We start from the raw sequence: 18,553 nt of genomic DNA, 5'->3' as shown, positions 1-18,553 counted from the left end.
TAACGCCCCTCCTAGCGAGCGAAAACCGCCACGCAGCAACCGGACTGGCAGAAAACGCCCGCGGAACACGCTCCTCAGCGAGCGAAAACCGCCACGCGCCCGAGCGAAAACCGCCACGCACCCGCCTAAAACGACACAGCTACAATGGCTGTATGAAGAACGCGATACCCCAGCGGTATGCGATACCGCACCGCTACGCAACGAGGCCGGGACTGTACTTCACCGAGGACGGTGGTGCGGATGCCGTGGTCCGCTCCGAAACCGCCGATCAGGTATGGCTGTGCGTGTACGAGCCGGTCGACCAGCCGACCGCCTTCTTCAACGATGCAATCCGCATCTTCGAGGACTCGCCGTCGTCGTTCCTCCAGCAGATCCACGAGCACGCGGTGTGCACGCGCATCATCGAATCGCTGTACGTGCGCGAGACGCTGTTCCGCATGGAGGGACCGAACTACGGCCTGTGGTACGTGCACCTGCCGAAGGCGTGGGACGGCATGCGCTACGCGTACCGCGTGGACGGCGCGTGGGACCCGGATCACGGCCTGCGATTCAACCCGTACAAGCTGCTGCTCGACCCGTACGGCAAGGGCATCGACGGCGCCATGCAGCTCGATCCGGCCGCGTTCTCGTACCAGTGCGAGATCGGCGAGGATCATAAGGTGCGCGGCTCCGCGTTCGGCGCGATGAGCACCGTCGACGCGATCGGCAAGATGCCGGTGTCCGTCGCCATCGACGACCGCGACGTCACCAAGCACGACGGCGATCCGGTCCATCCGCACGTGCCGTGGAGCAAGACGGTGCTGTACGAGCTGCACGTCAAGGGCTTCACCAAGAACGCGCCGTGGCTGCCGGAGGAACTGCGCGGCACATACGCCGGCCTCGCGCATCCGGTCACGCTCGCGTATCTGCAGGGACTCGGCGTCACGTCGATCGAACTGCTGCCGATCCAGGCCAAACAGGACGAACTGTTCCTGCAGGAGCGCGACCGGCACAACTACTGGGGATACTCGACGCTCAGCTACTTCTCCCCCGAACCGTCGTACGCCACCGCCGCCGCGCGCAAACAGGGCGCGCGCGCCGTGCGCCAGGAAGTCATCGACATGGTGAACGCGCTGCACGAAGCCGGGTTCGAGGTCATCATGGACGTCGTGTACAACCACACGTGCGAAGGCGGCGTGGAGGGGCCGACGACCTGCTGGCGCGGCTTCGACCCGCTGTCGTACTATCGGCGGCAGCGCAACAACATCGGTCATCTCGAGGACACGACCGGCTGCGGCAACACGCTCGACTTCACCAACACGCACGTCGTGACGTTCGCCGTGGACTCGCTGCGGTACTGGGCCAAGCGCATCGGCATCGACGGCTTCCGCTTCGACCTCGCGGCTTCACTGGCGCGACTCGACGGCGAGTTCACCAAGCATCACCCGTTCCTGTACGCGCTGCGGTCGGACCTGCTGCTCGGCAATCTCAAACTCATCATGGAACCGTGGGATCTCGGCCCGCAAGGCTGGCGCACGGGCGGGTTCGGCATGCCGTTCAGCGAGTGGAACGACCGGTTCCGCGACACGACGCGCAGGTTCTGGCTCACCGACACGCAACCGGGCGCGACGGGCGGCATCGGCATGCAGGAGATGGCGACGCGACTGTGCGGATCGGCCGATCTGTTCGCCACCGATCCGGGGCGCGGCTGCGTCGCGTCGGTCAACTACGTGGCCTGCCACGACGGGTTCACGCTCACCGACCTGACGCGGTACGTGAGCAAGCACAACGAGGCCAACGGCGAGAACAACATGGACGGGTCGAACACGAACCATTCCGTGAACTTCGGCGTGGAGGGCCCGACCGGCGACCCGGCGATCACGCGCAACCGCGAACGTGCGGCCATGAACATGCTCGGCACGCTCATGCTGTCGCTCGGCACGCCGATGATGCTCGCCGGCGACGAGTTCCGCAACACGCAGCACGGCAACAACAACGCGTACGCGCAGGACAACGACATCACGTGGCTCGACTGGGACTGGCTGTACCAGACCAAGAAGACGCCGGAGATGCGGCGGCTGGAGATGGTGTCGCGGCTGATTTCGATCCGCAAGTCGCTTGGACTGTATCATCACGAGGAGTTCTTCACGCGACTGTCGCAGCTCGGCCTGTTCAAGCCATCGAGTCGCGTGCAGTGGTACCTGTCGGACGGGACGACGCCGATGGAACGCGACTGGATGGACACCGGCGTGCGTACGTTTGCGATGCGGTTGCTGTCGGTGGACGAGACGGATATTCTCATCGTGATCAACGGCGTGGATCAGGACCGGCACTTCCGGTTGCCGTCCGACTGCGGATGGCAGTGCGAGTGGAGTTCCGGCGTGGCGTGCGGCGTGCGGCCGGGGCATGGGATGTTCACCGAGCGGCTGGATCCGCATGATTTCAGCGACGACAACTGGACGAACGCGGTGAGCGAGGACGATCCGATCAACGAGTTGGTCGACATGGTGCAGGCGCAGTTGGCCGCGGAGGAGAAGCTGGATCGGCCGAGGTCGGTGCGCACGACGAATGTGACGGCCGATCCGCATACGACGTTGGTCGGCGCGGATCACGATGACGGGCGGCCCGGCGCGGCGGTGCGCGGGCGCAGTGCGCAGGGCAACGGGATTCTCGACATCGAGCGGGCGGTGGACGGCGACGACGGCGAGACGTCGGCCGCGGAGGCCGCGAGCCTGGCGCATGATATGTGGACGATTCCGGCGCTGAGCATCAGCGTGTTCAAGCGTATGCAGTGACGGCTTGGCGAGTGACCCACACCCTTGACGGACATCCAGCCGTTTTCAACGTTGGAATCGGCTGGATGTCCGTTGAGGGGTAGGACGATCTGATCGTCACTACGTGCATAAGGGAGCAATGCGTATTTCTCTAACGGACATACAGCCGATTCCATCGTTGAAAACGGCTGGATGTCCGTTAGGACTAAGGGCATATGGCACCTCGTGAGCAGTATATAACGGCCAACAAACGAGGAGGCCCCTCGCACCAGACGGCGCGAGGGGCCTCCCATAAGCGGCGAAACCGCCAAGGCTTAACGCTTCGAGAACTGCGGAGCGCGACGAGCCTTGTGCAGACCGGCCTTCTTGCGCTCGACGACGCGGGCGTCGCGGGTCAGCATGCCGGCCTTCTTCAGGGTGGCGCGGTTGGCGTCACGATCGATGGCGTTCAGCGCGCGGGCCACGCCGAGACGGATGGCGCCGGCCTGGCCGGTGGTGCCACCGCCGTCAACGAGGACGACGACGTCGAACTTGCCTTCGAGCTTGAGCAGGACGATCGGGGAGTTGACCTCACGCTGCTGCAGCTTGGACGGGAAGTACTCCTCCAGGGTGCGGCCGTTGATGGTCCACTTGCCGGTGCCCGGGATCAGACGCACGCGGGCGACGGCTTCCTTGCGACGGCCGGTGCCGTAGCCCGGGGCGATCGCGGAGGTGCCGGTGCCAGCGCCAGCGTTGGTCTCGGTGGTGTACGAGGTGAGCTCCTCTTCGGTTGCCTGAACCGCGGAGTCGTTGGTGTTTTCAGCCATGATTCTTATCTCCCTTCGGTTCACTTAGCCTGCTGCGAGACCTGAGCGATCTCGAAGACCTGCGGCTTCTGCGGGGTGTGCGGGTGCTCGGCGCCACGGAAGATGTGGAGACGGTCCAGCTGCACCTTGGACAGACGGTTCTTCGGCAGCATGCCCTTGATGGCAGCCAAGATGATGCGCTCCGGCTTGTTGGCGAGCAGCTGGGCGTAGGTGTCGCGACGCAGACCGCCCGGGCGACCGGAGTGCGAGTAGAGTTCCTTGCCCATCTTGTTGCCGGTCAGAGCGATCTTGTCGGCGTTGATGATGATGACGTGGTTACCGGAATCGGCGTGCGGCGCGTAGGTCGGCTTGTTCTTGCCGCGCAGCAGCGTGGCGGCCTGAGTAGCCAGACGGCCGAGGACGACGTCGGTCGCGTCGATGATGTACCAGTCGTGAGTCAGATCAGCTGGCTTCGGAGTGAAAGTTTTCACTGGTGTACCTTTTCTTATCTATTGTGTTCCGGGTTTCGGCTGCTCGACCGCGCACTTGGTTGGGGCGCGCGGGACGAGAGGCTTCGACCTCATTATCCGTGGGCTCCCTGAAAGTCCTCGATGGCGAGTGGGAAAGCGCTTTGAAGGACCCCTTAGGGAAACACAACAATCTACTAGTGTATCGCCAGCCTTGACATTGCGCACGACACTGATTCCGGGCGTGTTGCGCCCTCCTCCCCCAACGGACATACAGCCGTTTTCAACGATGGAATCGGCTGTATGTCCGTTGAGGTTGGGTGGTGTTAAGGCCCGAGGAACGCCTCTCCACACATACACCACATACAAAAACAGACATACAGCCGATTCCATCGTTGAAAACGGCTGTATGTCCGTTGAGCAAGCGCGAGGTCAGCCGCGCATGATGGCGGCGAGCTGCTGCAGCTTGGCGTTGTCGTACAGGTCGTCAAGCGACACGACGTTGCCATCGCCGTCGGCCAGCGGGATGCGCCAGTTCGGATACTCGTTGTTCGTGCCTGGCTGGTTCTGCGCGCGCTTCTCGCCGACCGCGTCGGTGATCGACGCGGCGAGCAGCTTGCACGGCGATCCCTGCAGCGCGCGGTACATGGCCTCGATGATCTGCCACTCGTTCGTCTGCTCGTCGGCCAGCAGCGACTCGTCCAGATAACCGGCGTCCACCAGCATCGTCATCATCGCCTGATGCTCGGCCTGCGCCGACCGCTCGAAGTCCTCCTTCGGACCGGTCAGCAGACCCAGCTGCTCACGCAACTTGACGTGCTCGTACTCCAGGTATCCCGCCACCGGCGGCAGATCGTGCGTGTTGACCGACGCCAGCGCGTACGGACGCCAGTCGGCCGGCGCGCGGAACTTGCCGTCGAACTGTTCGAACCACTCGACCGCGCAGCCGAGGATGCCGTGTGCGGACAGCGACGCGGCGACGTACTCCGGCACCACGCCGAGGTCCTCGCCGACCACCACGCCGTCGGCACGCGACGCCTCAAGCGCGAGGATGCCGAGCATGATGTCCGAATCGTAGTGCACGTACGTGCCGTCCGTCGCGGGCTTGCCGTCCGGGATCCACCACAGACGGAACAGTCCGAGGATATGGTCGATACGCACCGCGCCGGCCTGCTGGAACATGCCGTGCACCATGTCACGGTACGTGCGGTAGCCGGTGTTCTCCAGATCGATCGGGCTCAGCGGCGGCTGGCTCCAGTCCTGCCCCTGCTGGTTGAACATGTCCGGCGGCGCGCCCACGGTCGCGCCCTTGGCGAACCGCTCCGGGTTCCACCACACGTCGGCGCCGAGCGGATGCACGCCCACGGCCATGTCGGACATCACGCCGATGCGCATGCCGGCCTTGCGGGCCGCCTGCTGCGCGCCTTCGATCTGCTCCACCGCGATCCATTCGAGCCAGCGGTAGAAGTCGAGCGTGTCCGGGTACTGGTTGCGCAGGTTCGCGATCTCGGCCGAATCCTTGGTGAACTTGCGCTCCCAGTTGTCGGGGTCGGCGCTCGGCGCGCCCCACTTGTCGTAGCACAGGCACCACGTGGCGTACGCTTCGAGCTCGCCGCCCTGCGCCTGCTTGTACGCGTCGAACGCGGCCTGGCGCTCCTCGCTGCGGCCGGTCTTGAAGATGAGCCACAGCGCGCCCATCTTGGCGCGCCACATCGCGTCGCGGTCGATGAGCTGCGCGTCGCCGTTGAGCGGTTCGACCTGCGCGTGCAGGTCGCGCACCTGCGCGGCGGCGTTGTCGTCCAGCCGACCGTATTCCTCGATGGATTCGGGGCGAATGTACGTGAAGTTGACGAAGCGGCGCGACACCGGCAGATACGGCGACGGCGTGAGCGGCGACACCGGTTCGGCCGCGTGCAGCGGGTTGACGAGGATGAAGTCGGCGCCGGTCTTCTGCTTGGCGCCGACGAGCATCTGCTTGAGGTCCTCGTAGTCGCCCACGCCCCACGACGCAGAGGAGCGGATGGAGTACAGCTGCGCCATCCAGCCCCACAGGTGACCGTGTTCCATTTCGTTCAGGAGCGGCACTTTCTGCGGTGCGCTGATGAGCGTGGCGTCCTGCGTGCGGTTGCCGACCTTGACGTGCAGCGTGTGGTAGCCGGCGGGCAGGTCGGCGGGCAGGTGGATCGACGCGGTCGCGATGAACTTGTCGTTGATGACGTACGCCTGCGATCCGTCGCCGGGGCCCATTTCCAGCCGATGCGGATAGTCTTCGCCGTTTTCCAGCGTGATGCTAGCCTCGGGAATGGCGAGGATGGGCGTGTTGACGAGAACGCTGTCCTCCTTGCCGACGGTGTGCAGCACCGTGGGGGCGACCAGTCGGCCGTGACGCTCGGTGAGGATGCGGCGGATGGACGCGGCGATGGCCTCGTCGTTGGAGGCATCGATGCCCAGTGCGGCGAGGACGGCGACGAGGACGTCGTCGGCGATTTCGTGGTAGTCATGCGACATGCCGACGTAGCTGGTGGCGACGCCCACGAGCTTCGCCAGACGAATCAGCGGACGCGCGAGGCGATCGGCAGTTTCGGTTCTCTCTGTCATACCACTTAGTGTATTCCCCCACCTGGGCGGGCGCGCTAGGCAAAACGCCGAATATCACGGTTCAAATCCCATTGTTAGCCTTAACATCACGGGACATCGGCAGCCACGGACGCTATCCGCGCGAGATTCCGCCATCTGGACACGATTGGTGGACACAGTGGACACGGTGGGGTCGGTCATCCGACTGCGGCATACGGTCACGGCATACGATTGCAACGTACGATTGCGACGTACGATTGCAACGTACGGCCGTCCATCGGCTGACGGTTAGGAACGGCCGTTGCGAACGTCAGTTGGTAACCGTCGGCCGCAAACGTCAGTTACGAACGACTGCGCACCGCCTTGACCACCACCGGATCGGGATCCTGCGCCAGCCGCGCCAACGTCTCGGCGCCGGTGTTCGGATTCAACGCGACCGCGCGACGCACCATCGACGTGAGGATCGCCGGCGCATCCGGCTCGCTCTCCACACCGAACCGACTGAGAAAATCGAGGATCTCCGCATCTACGTCCGGATTCTGCGCGCCTTCGAGCCGCATCTTCCACGACGTGCGCTTGTTGCGCAGCGCCGTATCGCGCACCTCCGGCACCGGATCCTTGGTGAGACGGCCGACCAGCCAGTTCTTGTCGTCGCCGTTGGCGGCCACGGCCTTGCGCACGCGTTCGTCGGCGTCGACGGACAGTTTGACGAGCACGTTCGGGAACGGCATGGTTTCGGCGAGGAAGATGCGATCGTCGACCGGCGTGTGCGGATTGCCGGCCACTGCCTCGAGCAGTGCGGTGGCGCGCGAGAACGCGGCCTGGTCCGATTTGTCCGGCAGCGGGCGACGGGCGAACTCCGACAGTTCGGCGGTGTCGGTCGAATGACGCAGGCGTTCGTACGTGCTCGTCAACGTTTCGAATTCCTGCGGCGCGGATTGGCCGGACTGTGCGGACTGGTTGGACTGACCGGACTGACCGGACTGACCGGACTGTTCGGACTGTTCGGACTGTTCGGATTGACTGGACTGCGACGGTTCGGCTTCGTTCGTGGTGGGTTCGTTCGCTTCGCTCATGCCCACCAGCTTATACGCTCACCCCGCTCAACGGACATACAGCCAATTCTCCACGCCATACGCCCCCTAACGGACATACAGCCGATTCGAGGGTGAAAACGGCTGCATGTCCGTTAGGAGTTAGGCCTCCGGCACTCGGGGCGTTCTTGACGCCACACGTTTCAACCTCAACGGACATACAGCCGATTTTCACTCCCGAATCGGCTGTATGTCCGTTGAGGAGGGGGAGGGGAACACACCAGTCAAAGAACACCCACATCACACACACCTCACAGCCCCACAACCCCCATAACCCTCATAACCCTCATAACCTTGACGGACATACAGCCGATTTGCGGGGTGAAAACGGCTGTATGTCCGTCAGGGGTTGGACTTCCCGCACTCGGGAACGTTTCCTGGCGCCTTATGCTTCTTCCCCTCAACGGACATACAGCTGTTTTCACCTTGCAAATCGGCTGTATGTCCGTTGAGGGGAAGAAGCATCACATCCCCAAGGAACACCAACAGGGCCACACGCTACAGCGCCACGGGGCGGTTCACCGTGTCGAGCATCTCCGGCGCAACGGTCGCGTTGAACGTCTCCCGCACGCGCGCCTCGAAATCACCCGCGCGATCCGCCGGCACCGCCGCACGCAACGTCACGCGGTCCGTATACGTCTCGTCATCCGCCAATCCGTCACAATCCGTCAGCAACCGCTGGAACTGCGCGAGCTGCGGATACTCCAGCCGCACCGCATACCGCACGCACGGCACGATCCGCGCCATCCGCGCCGCTTTCACCGCGATCGACGCGCCGGTCGAATACGCCCGGATCAGCCCGCCCGATCCCAGCAGAATCCCGCCGAAATACCGCGTCACGGCCACCGCGCAATCCGTCAGCCCGCCCTGCCGCAGCACGTCGAGGATCGGCTTGCCCGCCGTGCCGGACGGTTCGCCGTCGTCGCTCATCCGCTCCGTCAGCCGCCCGTCGGACCCGCCGCACACCGCGGCGTACGCGACATGCCGCGCCTTGGGATGCTGCTCGCGGATCGTCTCGACGAACGCGAGCGCCTCGTCAAGCGAGTCGATGTGGCACGCGTCGCCGATGAACTCGGATTTCTTCTCGACGAACGCGTCGTGCGCGGGCGCGTCGGCGGGGTTGAGGATGGTCTGCATGGTGGGCATACCGTTCAGTCTACTTGCCGCCGGACTGCACGCCGCGCGCGCCGCACCCTACTTCCCGTCCCGCTCGGCGGTGATGTCCCACTCGCGTACGACGTTTCGGTCGGCGCCCATCGAGTAGATCACGTCGCTGATGCGCTGCCGCACGGCCGCGTCCTGCGCTTCGTTCCAGCAGGTGCCGTCGGGGTGGTCGGACGCGAGCGAGCACCACTGGTACTTGCCGCGCGTCTCGTTGGCGCTGGGCGTCCAGTCGATGCGGTTGACGCGCCACGTGCCGGCCTGCCCGCGCCGCCCGGCGAACTGGATGCGCGCGGTGACGCCCTGGTTGTTGACGATCGTTTCGGGCGTGTTGGCCGATTCGGTGACGGCGTTGCCGAGGCCGTAGATGATCCATGTGCCGTTGTAGTGCTCGATCGGCTGTGCACAGTGGCATCCGGCACCGTAGATCAGGTCGAACTCGCCGGTGTCGGCGAGCGCGTGCGCCTCGTCGATCTGCCACGAGTCGGCGTAGTCGAGGTATTCCTGCACGGAGTGCATGGCGATGGCGACCACGTCCGCGCCCTGTTCGCGCGCGGCCTTCGCTTTGGCGACGGCCTTGTCGATGTCGGCCTGATGGTTCGGGTCGCCGGCCTCGCGCAGCCGGTCGACCTGCCAGTCATGGTCGGCGGTCATGCCGTTGAGCGAGACGGTGCCGGTGACGAGGCCGAGTTTGCCGCCGCCGGTCGGTGAGTCGATGACGAGCGGCTTGGTCGAATCTGCTTCGGTCTTGTACGAGCCGGTCTGCGCGATGCCGTCGGCCGCGAGCGTGTCCCACAGGCGGGCGATGCCGTCCGCGCCCTGATCCCACGAGTGGTTGGTGGCGTGCGTGCAGGCGCGGTAGCCGACGTGCGCGGCCGCGTCGGCGACTTCGGGCGGGATGTTGAAGATCGGATAGGCGGAGTATGGGCCGCCGCGCTGGGCGATGGGCGTTTCGAACTCGCAGATCGCGATGTCGGATGCATCGATGTACTTGCGCATCGGCTCGAACAGGCCGGTGAAGTCGAACGCGGTGCCGTCGGTGGCGGTCGGGTTGACGGCGTACTGGCTCCACAGTCCTTCGTGGAACAGCAGGTCGCCGTTGACGAGGATGGAGATGCAGTCGGTGTCGGGGCAGTCGGGGGCGTTGCCGTGATGTTCGACGACCGGCTGGGGTACGGCGCCGGGTTTGTCGAGTGCGGCGGACGACTGGTTGGCGGCGTTCGTGCCATTCGTGCCGGTTGCGTACTGCGAGCGCAGCTGATACGCGATCGCCCAACCACCGATGACGAGCAGTGCGATCAGCAGGACGATCGCGGGCGCGAGCCATTGCGCGACATGCTGCGATACCGCGGCTATATGCGCGTCGCTCACGCGACCGTGACGGCCGTATCGACGGCGGACGGGATCATGTTGTCCGAACGCGTTTTCCTTCGTTGGATCGTAGGTGTCGTCTACAACGTACGCATCACGTACATCGTTGGCATCACGCATCCCGTGCACATCGTTGGAATCGTACGTATCGCGCGCGTCTTGCGCATGCCGGCCGACATCGTACCGCATCATCGTCCCGCCTTCTTCGGTGCCCGTCTACTCTCGCAACCCAGCTTACCCCCGACGACGTATCGCACGCCATGCACGCCATCACACCGCACGACGTGCGCGATATCACACGAAAACCAGTCAACGACTCGCGAAACGTCGCGGCGTGTCCGTCCGCAAACCGCTAAAATGAGACACGGAGACGGACGGACAAGGGCGTACCTCCGGCTCCCCTACTTTTCCGCCCGATCTCGCGGCAGCCGCCACAGCCAGACACGCGCAGTGCAGGCGCACCGCGTACGTCACTCACCGTCTCGCGCACGCATCGCGCACGCATCACGCACAGCATGCACAGCGCCCATCCCCGGCGATCACCGCCGCACGCGGCGACGCGTCGAATGACGCATCACGCCACTCCACCGTCGCCGGCACACCAGCAGCGCCAGCGTGAGCAGCAGCACGAACAGCACCGCAAGCGACACCAGCGCCACCACGGTCGTGTTCACGGCGTGGATGTCGTCCGGCTCGGGCACCTCGTTCGGAATCGACGCGCGCACGGCCGACACGAGCAGCCGGTGCGTGTTGACGCCGTACGGCGTGCACGTCATGAGCGTGACGCGGTCCTCGCCGGCTTTGATGCGCAGCTTGCTGGAGTCGTCGGGCGTGATCACACTGATGCGGTCGACCTTGTAGCCAAGCTCCTCGCCCATGACATCGATGTAGAACGAGTCGCCGACCTTCATTTCGTCGAGTCGCGTGAACAGCAGCGAGTTCGGCAGGCCGCGGTGACCGGTGATCACCGCATGTGTGGACTTGCCACCGACCGGCAGGCTCGTGCCGTACAGGTGACCGGCGCCGACCGCGAGCGCATCGTCGCTGGTGCCGTGGTAGATCGGCAGGTTCACGTCGATCTTCGGTATGCGGATGGATCCCATGACGCCCTGGCCGGTGTCGAGCAGGCTCTGGTATTCGGTATCGCGCGCGGCGGCGGAGTCGTCGGCGCCGGACGCCTCGGTCTGGCCGGGCGTGCTGGCGAACGGGTCGCGGACCTCGCCGATGGTGGTCTGGCCGGATTGCGCGAGTTTCGCGTTGTACGCACGGGCGGCCTTGAGCTGGTTTTCGGCCTGCGGATACGGCCAGCCGGCGACCTCGTTCTGCGTCTGCTGAACGGTTTCGTGCTGCTGGGTTTCGCTGATGGCGCGCATGATGAACGGCGACGCGATGATGCCGAAACCGATGACGAGCGATACGACCGACAGGATGCTGAAGATGCGGGCCTTGACGCGGTTGGCGTGCGGGTTGGCGGGGCGTTCGGGCGCGACAGTCGTCGCGGACACGGCATTCTCCGGCGAGCGCGGCGCGTCCGTATCCGTGGATTCCCCTGGGTTGTCCACACTACCCGGCTGCTGCATATCGCTCACTGATCCACCTCCATACTGCTGGCCCCGATTCATTATCAACGCACCCGATCGTCGACCGTCACGTCCGGGTCACGCGATGGCATTTCGGGGGATTTTTCCATCCCGTGACTAGCCGCCCAGTCACGCGATGGAAGATCGTTACGTTTTACCATCGCGTGACCTCCAATCAACCCCTTTTTCGGTCACGAGATGGAATTTCAGTCCATATTTCCATCCCGTGACCAGCCGCCCAGTCACGCGATGGAAAACCGTCGCATTCTGCCATCGCGTGACCTCCCGATCCACCCCATTTCGGTCACGCGATGGAATTCCAGCCGAATTTTCCATCGCGTGACCGGCAGCACCGACAACCCGACTCACGCGATGGCACAATCGCCCGAAATACCATCGCGTGACCACACAGCCTGGATCCGCACACCAAATGCCCGGGCCTAACGCGCGCAATACGTCCAACAAAGCTCGGGCTGCTTCGCCACCGTCAGGAAGTCTGCGCACCCGAGGCATCCGCTGCCACCGACTCAGCAGGTCGCCGCTTCGGCATGCGAGTTCCCCATTCTGCGGCATGGGTTCTCGCAAATCTCCGCTGCGTTTGAACGACGACATCACGGAACAGGTATCCCTTCAGCTTGGCGATGCCAAAAGGGTCGAAGTCTTCCTCCGCTAGATCCTTGAAGTACGCCTGCGTTTGGATACGTCCCGTCTGATCGCAGGGCCTGGGCTTATACTCCCCGCCGAAATGCGCGTTGTATCGCGCGATCTGCCGGTCGTTCAGTCGTTCGGGATTGTAGACCAGGATGAACGTCGCGAACTTGTTGAAAAACGAACGGTCGGGCACGATGTGCACGTCGAGACTCAGCAGGATGGCGTCGTACATTTTCTGACTGACTTCCATCTCCGTGACCCGACCGTTTTTGAACTCGATGAAGTACCATTCCCGGCGCTGGTCGTCCACGATCAGCGCGTCCGGCGAGCGGGGTACGCGCGGCTGTTTGACGTGGGCGTTGTACGATGCGGCACGGCAGGTGATTTCGGCGATCTTGTCGAAGTTCACCGCGTCGTGGTCGCTGACGACCATGCCGACTTGGTGATGCGTGTCGTATGACGTTTGCGCCAGCGTGCTGTGCAGGCCGTCTTGGATGTCGTCGTGTTTTTTGGGGACGGTCACGGAGAGAACCCGCGATGCGAACGTGGCGGCATCGATGAACTGTGGCTCGGTGTTGGTCGCATCGCGCATTGCCCCGCTCGCCACGCCACTCACTGCCCCGCTCGCCGAGCCGCTGAATTGATCGCTCATGCGCCCCGCTCCTCGAGTTCGTCGCGCAGGTCGTTGAGCACGTCGATCGGCCCCGCCATCATGCGGTAGATCGCGTCGATGCCGTCGGTGACGTCTTCGAAGGCGATGACGTTGGACTCATCACGCTGCGAGACGTAGTAGCTTGCCGCGCTACTGGTCCCGTATTTGCGGGAGTACAGGTTGAACGCGTCCAGAAAATACGGGCTGTGCGTCGTCACGACCACGGTGAGGTCGAACGCCTTCTGCAGCAGCACGATGACCTCGGCGTATTTCATCTGCCATTCGGGGTGGAGGTGGATTTCGGGCTCGTCGAGGATCAGCACGTCACGCTCGCCGAATTTGCCGTGTTCGATGAGCATTTTGAGCACCGCGAACGATTTGAGGCCCGTGGACATGTTCTCGAATTTGACGGCTCCTCCGGCTTTGGGCGAATTGAGGTAGTAGCCGTCGGCGCGGTTCTGGATGCTGCCTGGGATCACGCCGTCGATGAGCTGTTCGATGTCGGCGAGCTTGTCCCGGGCGATGGTGCGTCGAATCATGTTCGCCCCCAGACCGTCTTCGGTGTTGGCCGGCCGGCCGGACTGGTTGAGGAGCTTGTTGCGTAGATTCTGCTCCACGATGTCCAGCTGCCCTACGTAGAACTGCTTGCTGAGCGTGTCGATGATGAACGGGTTCGCGATGTAGATCGCGTCGTGTTCGATGTCGATGTCGCGTACGGCGGTGCTGCATTCGTTGTTCGAGAACGTGATGTCAATGTGCTTGTTCTTGATGTCGAGATTCACCGAGGTGCGTTGGCCGTCTCCGCTCAGCGGCGTCACCTGATTGTGGAACATGTCGCCGAAGTAGTCGGAGAGCACCGTTTTGACGAGTTCGTCTTCCGGATAGTTGAGGATTTCGTCGATGTCGGAGAACAGTTGGTCCACGAATTCGCTGAGTGCTTCGGGAACGTCGGCAACGGCGTCCTGGTCGGCGTTCTGGCCGATTTCCTGATCGGCGACGCGCAGCAGTTCTTCGGTGATGCGGTTGCGGTATTGTTCCCGCCGCGGATCATGTTTGCTGTACGTACCGTTGCGGTACTGTGCGATGACGTAGTCGATGTATGCGTTGATCTCGTAGACGTTCGGGTAGCGGCCGCGCTTCGAACGGACGGCGCCCAGGTATGCGCGCAGTGCGGACATGGACTGTTCTTCGATCTCCTCGCGCCGCTGCTGGAGCAGTCGCGATTGGATGTTGTTCAGCGCGTTGAACAGGGAGTACAGCGATTTGCCGACGGTGCTTTTGCCGGTGTTGTTCTGCCCGGCGATGACGGTGAGTCCGTCGAGTCGGATCTCGGCGTGTCCGATGCCTGCGAAACGATCCAGCGTCAGCTTCATAGCGATGACCTTTCTTCCATGCGGCTGCCTTCGATCTTACCGAACGATCGGGAATGCGCTCTCGATCATGCGCCGGCCTGCTGCTGCTTCGGGTCGCGTTTCGGGGACGACTTGAATCGCTCTAGTTGTTTGTTCGCGGTATCGATCAGGTACAGTCCCGGCGTGAGATCGTCGGGAGTGCTGTGCGTCTTGTAGACGCGGCACCACTGGTTGTCGTATGCGTCAGTGAACTGGAGGATGACGCGGTCGTGAATCTGCCCTTGCTTGTTGTCCGCGGGGTCGAAGAAGGAGGGGTTCATTTCCGCATACGGGTCGTGGATACGGACCGGCATGCTCCAGATGATGTTGTCGGATCGCTTCTCGTAGTTGATACGCCATGAGCCGGCGGGAATGGTGAGCCAAGGCTTTCTGGCCAGCGGCATGACGCCCAGTCCGTGCTCGTCGAGGTTGGTCGTGGACAGACCGGGCCACTGGACGTGTACCTGTACGTCTCGTATGACGCCTGTGGTCTCGTTGTCCAGTACCACATGCCACACTCTGGCGTTGTTGTGGGTGGGATCAGTGGTGACGGCGACCCATGCGTCTACGAGGAACGCTTCGTTGCGCAGCTCGTTGTATCGGTCTTCGAGACGGTTGGCGGTTTCTTGGCGAAGGGTTTTCTGCAACTGGATGAGTGCGACGATGACGGCGCCTATGGTCGCCAATGTGGTGAGAATATTGCAGATCAACTCTGGTGTCATGACTAGGTCTCTCTTACTGCTTGGCCAGGCCGGGGATTGCGGAATGGTTTTGGATATGGAGAAGCCTCCGGCCGCGCGGGGAGAATAGGAGGAACACGCGCGGCGAGGAGGCGGGGGTTGGTGGTGCGGGTCGGCGACTGTGATGAGAGAGGCTGTGCGATCCGGCTCGCGCCACCAAGTGTTGAGGGGGCGCCGGGGCGGGCGTGGTGCGTCACGCCCCGGCGTCGTGGCCGCTCCCCGGTGCGGGGAGCGGGGTGCGCGTCAGGCGTTGCGGCGGGCGCGGGCCGCGAAGATGCCGGCCGCACCGATGAACAGCGCGCCGACGGCCACGATCAGGGCCAAGCCAGCGCCACCGGTCTTCGGCAGCTCCGTGATGTTCTTCGCGTTGTAGACGGTGTACTGGAACTCGTTACCGGACTTGGCAGCCGCGGTCACGAAGCTCGCACCAGTGCCGGAAACCTTATCGGTACCAGTCAGGCCAGAGAAGGTCACATCGCCAATGACGAAATCGCCCCAAGTCTTCTGTCCCCACGGGTTCTTGGTGTTCGTATCAACAGCCGGATCGTCCGTGCTGTTGGCTTCCTTCACCGGCTTGATGGTGAAGCTGAACTCCGGCTTGGACAGCGAAGAGTAGCCGTTCGGCACCGTGACTTCCTTCACGGTGTAGGCGCCGGAATCAAGGCCGTCAAGCCCCTTGATGATGGCTTCACCGCTCTCCTCGGTCGGCTTGAACTTCTCAGCGTCGCTTTCGTTGTCGGAGAACTTCCAAGCACCAGTCGTTGCGTCCTTGGACACCAAGTAGCCATTCGGACCCTTGACCGTGAACTCGGCACCAAGAAGGGCCTTATAAAAGGCGCCGCCCTTGTCGGTCTTCTTGATCTTGAAGCGGTAGGTGTACACGTTGACCTCGTCGCCCGGGGTCGTGTGCTTGCTTTCCATGTCCTCCGGGCTGTTGGAGTACTCGAGCGCGACCTTGTTCGGGTTGCCCTGAGTGCGACCAGGGTCGGAAAGCAGGGCGCTCTTGTTCAGCGTGGCCTTGAAGATCACCACGACCTTGCCGCCTTCGAGGATGCCGTTCGGCGTCGTGTCTTTCTCGGACTTGGCGGAAGCGGAGGTGGAGCCGGCAACCATGTTGACGTACTTGCCGAGATCGACCGTCACCTTGGTGGCGGTGTTCTTCGACTGATCTTCAGTGTTCTTTTCACCGATCTTGTTGGCATCGGTACCGTATTCGACCGCAGCAGTTTCGACATCGTAATCGGAGCCGGCGTTCAGCTTCACAGCCTTCGTGGAATCGTAACCGGTGTCGGTCTTCGGGAGCACCTTGACGGACTCGACGCAGTTGGAGTACAGGTTATCGCCAGTCTTCGGAGTGCAGTCCACAGTCAGCGCGGCGGACGCGGTGTCGATGATCTTGAAGGTGCGGGACTTCTTAGGATTAGCCTTCGCAGAGTCTCCGTAGTTCGGATCCTTGTCGTAGCCGGTGTAGGAGTCCGGAAGGGTGGCGGACAGCTCATACGGAACCGTATCGCCGATGTTGTAATCCGGGACCTTCTCGGACTCATAGCCCTTCTGCGCATCGCCCTTGACGACCTGCTTGCCGACTTCCGGCTTGGTATTCTTCAGCTCGATGGTGCCGATGCCTTCCTTGAACTCGGCGGTAGTCGCAGCATCGTCTTCGCCAATCGTCACCGAGTACGTGGTCGACACGATGATCGGGATGGAGGCGGTCTCCTGCTTGTCCGTCAAAGCCGTGGTGTCGCGAAGCAGCCACAGACCCTGCGCGACATTGTTTTCGGTACCGTCCGCAGAGCTGTTCAGAGTGCCATCGGTCGAAGTCTTATCCTTCAGCTTTGCCGCAAGCTTCGTCGCGAACTGGCGCAGTTCGGAATCCGTGCCGGTCGTGGAGCCGCCCCACGGAGCCTTGGTCTCCTTGGTCGTGTCGTACTTCTTGTTGGCCAGCCAACCGATCGGGTTGCCCGAGTATGCAGTATCAGCTTCATACTCGGACTTGAGCGTATTGCCTTTCGAATCTTTAACTTCGTCAAGAGCCGCAACGATATCCGAAGTATACGCGGAATTGGTCTCGACCTCGAAGCCCTTCATTTCATAAGTCGTCGAGTCACTATCGTTAGTCTTGGCCTCATACGTCAGCGACTTCAGACTCGCCAACTTGTAGCCAGCGAACGTATGCGCATCACCCGTGATGGTGATCGTGCCGTTCTCGTTCGGCTTCGCAGTCGCGATCTGTCCGGTCGCCGTGGTGCCGGCATTGTCACCGTCGGCGTACGCGCTGCCGACGCCTAGGGCGAGGCCGCTGACGGCGATGCCTAGGGCGGCGGCCCCGGCGATCGCCTGGTGGAGCAACTTCTTCATTTCTTCTTCCTTTCCTTGGTGGAGGATTGCGTTGGGTGGATCACGTCTGATGGCCGGCGGGTGCCGGGGAGGCCCTAGGCCGGCAGCGGTGCCGCCGGTCGGCCGGAGTGCGGGCGGAATGGTGCGGATGCGCCGGGACACGGGTGCGGCGGTCCGGCGGGCGGTGTCGCGGCGGGCGCCGTCGGGCCGTGGTTCGCCGGCGATCCCGCCGATGCGGCGTTGATGCGCGATGCCTGGCTCATGCTGGCTCCCTCGAGTCCGGTGTCGTCCGCTTCGGCGACCCGTGCCGTGTTGTTCCGGCGTCAGTGCATACCCCTCGACATGGGGGCATGTCGTTACGTCGTTGTGTACCGTCGAGATGACGCGACAGCATACGTTCGCATGCTTTTGGCATTTGATTTTTGCAAACCTTGTCATGACGGTTACCGCCGAGATGGCTTGCGAAAATCCGCTATTCATGTTGTCTCATCACCTACTGCCTTCGATATTACTGCGAACGTATTCAAAAACAAAAACGACAACGGTGTCAATATCGCGCCGGTGGTCCCGTTGTCCCCATAAACCCCCGAAATATCAGGCATCGCGCCATAACAACCCCTCCCAACACTTTCCCCCATCGGCGTGTCACACCCCCTCATGGCAACGCAACCATACCCCTCCGCCCAATCGCTCCATCCCGTTACATTCCTCCCCCTCATCGGACATCCCAAGACGTTCCCGACCGCCACACCCCTCCCCCTCTGACGGACACCCCACATCGTCCCATCCCATCAATCCCCTCCCCCTCAACGGACATACAGCCGATTGCAGCCCGTAATCGACCGTATGTCCGTCGACCGAGTCGCACACCGCCACAGCCATCCCGACCCCACACCCACACTCCCCCACGGACATACAGCCGATTCCGTCCCCCAATCGGCTGTATGTCCGTCAGAAAATACCAACCGTCGTCAGAAAATACCAACCGTCGCAG

At 63.0% G+C, this 18,553-nt stretch carries 13 protein-coding genes; 1 reads left to right on the top strand and 12 read right to left on the bottom strand.

What is annotated here, in order from left to right:
• Positions 1 to 152: 152 nt before the first annotated feature.
• Positions 153 to 2,774, top strand: a complete 2,622-nt coding sequence (gene glgX / locus DSM100688_RS02875) for a glycogen debranching protein GlgX (RefSeq protein ID WP_152357671.1) — start codon at positions 153 to 155, stop codon at positions 2,772 to 2,774.
• Between the two features lie 293 nt (positions 2,775 to 3,067).
• Here glgX and rpsI read toward each other — a convergent pair whose 3' ends face one another.
• From rpsI to DSM100688_RS11740, 12 genes are all read right to left on the bottom strand, one after another.
• Positions 3,068 to 3,559 (bottom strand): 30S ribosomal protein S9, encoded by a 492-nt coding sequence (gene rpsI / locus DSM100688_RS02870; RefSeq protein ID WP_152357670.1) that lies wholly within the window; start codon positions 3,557 to 3,559, stop codon positions 3,068 to 3,070.
• A 20-nt stretch (positions 3,560 to 3,579) separates the two neighbouring features.
• On the bottom strand, positions 3,580 to 4,029 hold the full coding sequence (rplM, locus tag DSM100688_RS02865; protein WP_152357669.1) for a 50S ribosomal protein L13: 450 nt from the start codon (positions 4,027 to 4,029) through the stop codon (positions 3,580 to 3,582).
• A gap of 408 nt (positions 4,030 to 4,437) precedes the next feature.
• Complete coding sequence (malQ, locus tag DSM100688_RS02860) at positions 4,438 to 6,603, bottom strand: 4-alpha-glucanotransferase (protein WP_152357668.1); 2,166 nt, start codon at positions 6,601 to 6,603, stop codon at positions 4,438 to 4,440.
• A gap of 320 nt (positions 6,604 to 6,923) precedes the next feature.
• Positions 6,924 to 7,658, bottom strand: a complete 735-nt coding sequence (locus DSM100688_RS02855; protein WP_152357667.1) for an AbrB family transcriptional regulator — start codon at positions 7,656 to 7,658, stop codon at positions 6,924 to 6,926.
• A gap of 516 nt (positions 7,659 to 8,174) precedes the next feature.
• The gene (locus tag DSM100688_RS02850; RefSeq protein WP_152357908.1) at positions 8,175 to 8,813 is read right to left on the bottom strand and encodes an IMPACT family protein; all 639 of its coding nucleotides are present in this window, start codon (positions 8,811 to 8,813) and stop codon (positions 8,175 to 8,177) included.
• A gap of 57 nt (positions 8,814 to 8,870) precedes the next feature.
• The gene (locus DSM100688_RS02845) at positions 8,871 to 10,094 is read right to left on the bottom strand and encodes a CapA family protein (RefSeq protein ID WP_420837472.1); all 1,224 of its coding nucleotides are present in this window, start codon (positions 10,092 to 10,094) and stop codon (positions 8,871 to 8,873) included.
• 653 nt (positions 10,095 to 10,747) lie between these two features.
• The gene (locus DSM100688_RS02840; protein ID WP_240811835.1) at positions 10,748 to 11,797 is read right to left on the bottom strand and encodes a class C sortase; all 1,050 of its coding nucleotides are present in this window, start codon (positions 11,795 to 11,797) and stop codon (positions 10,748 to 10,750) included.
• A gap of 478 nt (positions 11,798 to 12,275) precedes the next feature.
• Complete coding sequence (locus tag DSM100688_RS02835; protein WP_152357665.1) at positions 12,276 to 13,091, bottom strand: hypothetical protein; 816 nt, start codon at positions 13,089 to 13,091, stop codon at positions 12,276 to 12,278.
• The gene (locus tag DSM100688_RS02830) at positions 13,088 to 14,464 is read right to left on the bottom strand and encodes an AAA family ATPase (RefSeq protein ID WP_152357664.1); all 1,377 of its coding nucleotides are present in this window, start codon (positions 14,462 to 14,464) and stop codon (positions 13,088 to 13,090) included. Before DSM100688_RS02830 ends, DSM100688_RS02835 begins: the two co-directional genes overlap by 4 nt.
• 65 nt (positions 14,465 to 14,529) lie before the next feature.
• A complete protein-coding gene (locus tag DSM100688_RS02825) occupies positions 14,530 to 15,204 on the bottom strand; it encodes a hypothetical protein (RefSeq protein ID WP_152357663.1) in 675 nt (224 codons plus the stop codon).
• A gap of 261 nt (positions 15,205 to 15,465) precedes the next feature.
• A complete protein-coding gene (locus DSM100688_RS02820; protein WP_163146844.1) occupies positions 15,466 to 17,580 on the bottom strand; it encodes a SpaA isopeptide-forming pilin-related protein in 2,115 nt (704 codons plus the stop codon).
• A gap of 74 nt (positions 17,581 to 17,654) precedes the next feature.
• Positions 17,655 to 17,822 carry a hypothetical protein gene (locus DSM100688_RS11740; RefSeq protein ID WP_163146843.1) on the bottom strand — a complete coding sequence of 56 codons (168 nt, stop codon included), beginning with the start codon at positions 17,820 to 17,822 and terminating at the stop codon, positions 17,655 to 17,657.
• Positions 17,823 to 18,553 lie beyond the last annotated feature (731 nt).

Source organism: Bifidobacterium ramosum, assembly GCF_009299505.1.
GTDB lineage: Bacteria > Actinomycetota > Actinomycetes > Actinomycetales > Bifidobacteriaceae > Bifidobacterium > Bifidobacterium ramosum.
Note: the sequence above shows the minus strand (reverse complement) of the source record. Positions and strands in the feature narration are given on the sequence as shown.

Excerpts from the sequence above, each read along its gene's own strand:
- DSM100688_RS02820 (WP_163146844.1), bottom strand. The coding sequence starts at position 17,580 with ATGAAGAAGTTGCTCCACCAGGCGATCGCCGGGGCCGCCGCCCTAGGC.
- glgX (WP_152357671.1), top strand. The coding sequence starts at position 153 with ATGAAGAACGCGATACCCCAGCGGTATGCGATACCGCACCGCTACGCA.
- malQ (WP_152357668.1), bottom strand. The coding sequence starts at position 6,603 with ATGACAGAGAGAACCGAAACTGCCGATCGCCTCGCGCGTCCGCTGATT.
- DSM100688_RS02835 (WP_152357665.1), bottom strand. The coding sequence starts at position 13,091 with ATGAGCGATCAATTCAGCGGCTCGGCGAGCGGGGCAGTGAGTGGCGTG.
- DSM100688_RS02825 (WP_152357663.1), bottom strand. The coding sequence starts at position 15,204 with ATGACACCAGAGTTGATCTGCAATATTCTCACCACATTGGCGACCATA.
- DSM100688_RS02850 (WP_152357908.1), bottom strand. The coding sequence starts at position 8,813 with ATGCAGACCATCCTCAACCCCGCCGACGCGCCCGCGCACGACGCGTTC.
- DSM100688_RS02830 (WP_152357664.1), bottom strand. The coding sequence starts at position 14,464 with ATGAAGCTGACGCTGGATCGTTTCGCAGGCATCGGACACGCCGAGATC.
- DSM100688_RS02855 (WP_152357667.1), bottom strand. The coding sequence starts at position 7,658 with ATGAGCGAAGCGAACGAACCCACCACGAACGAAGCCGAACCGTCGCAG.
- rpsI (WP_152357670.1), bottom strand. The coding sequence starts at position 3,559 with ATGGCTGAAAACACCAACGACTCCGCGGTTCAGGCAACCGAAGAGGAG.
- DSM100688_RS11740 (WP_163146843.1), bottom strand. The coding sequence starts at position 17,822 with ATGAGCCAGGCATCGCGCATCAACGCCGCATCGGCGGGATCGCCGGCG.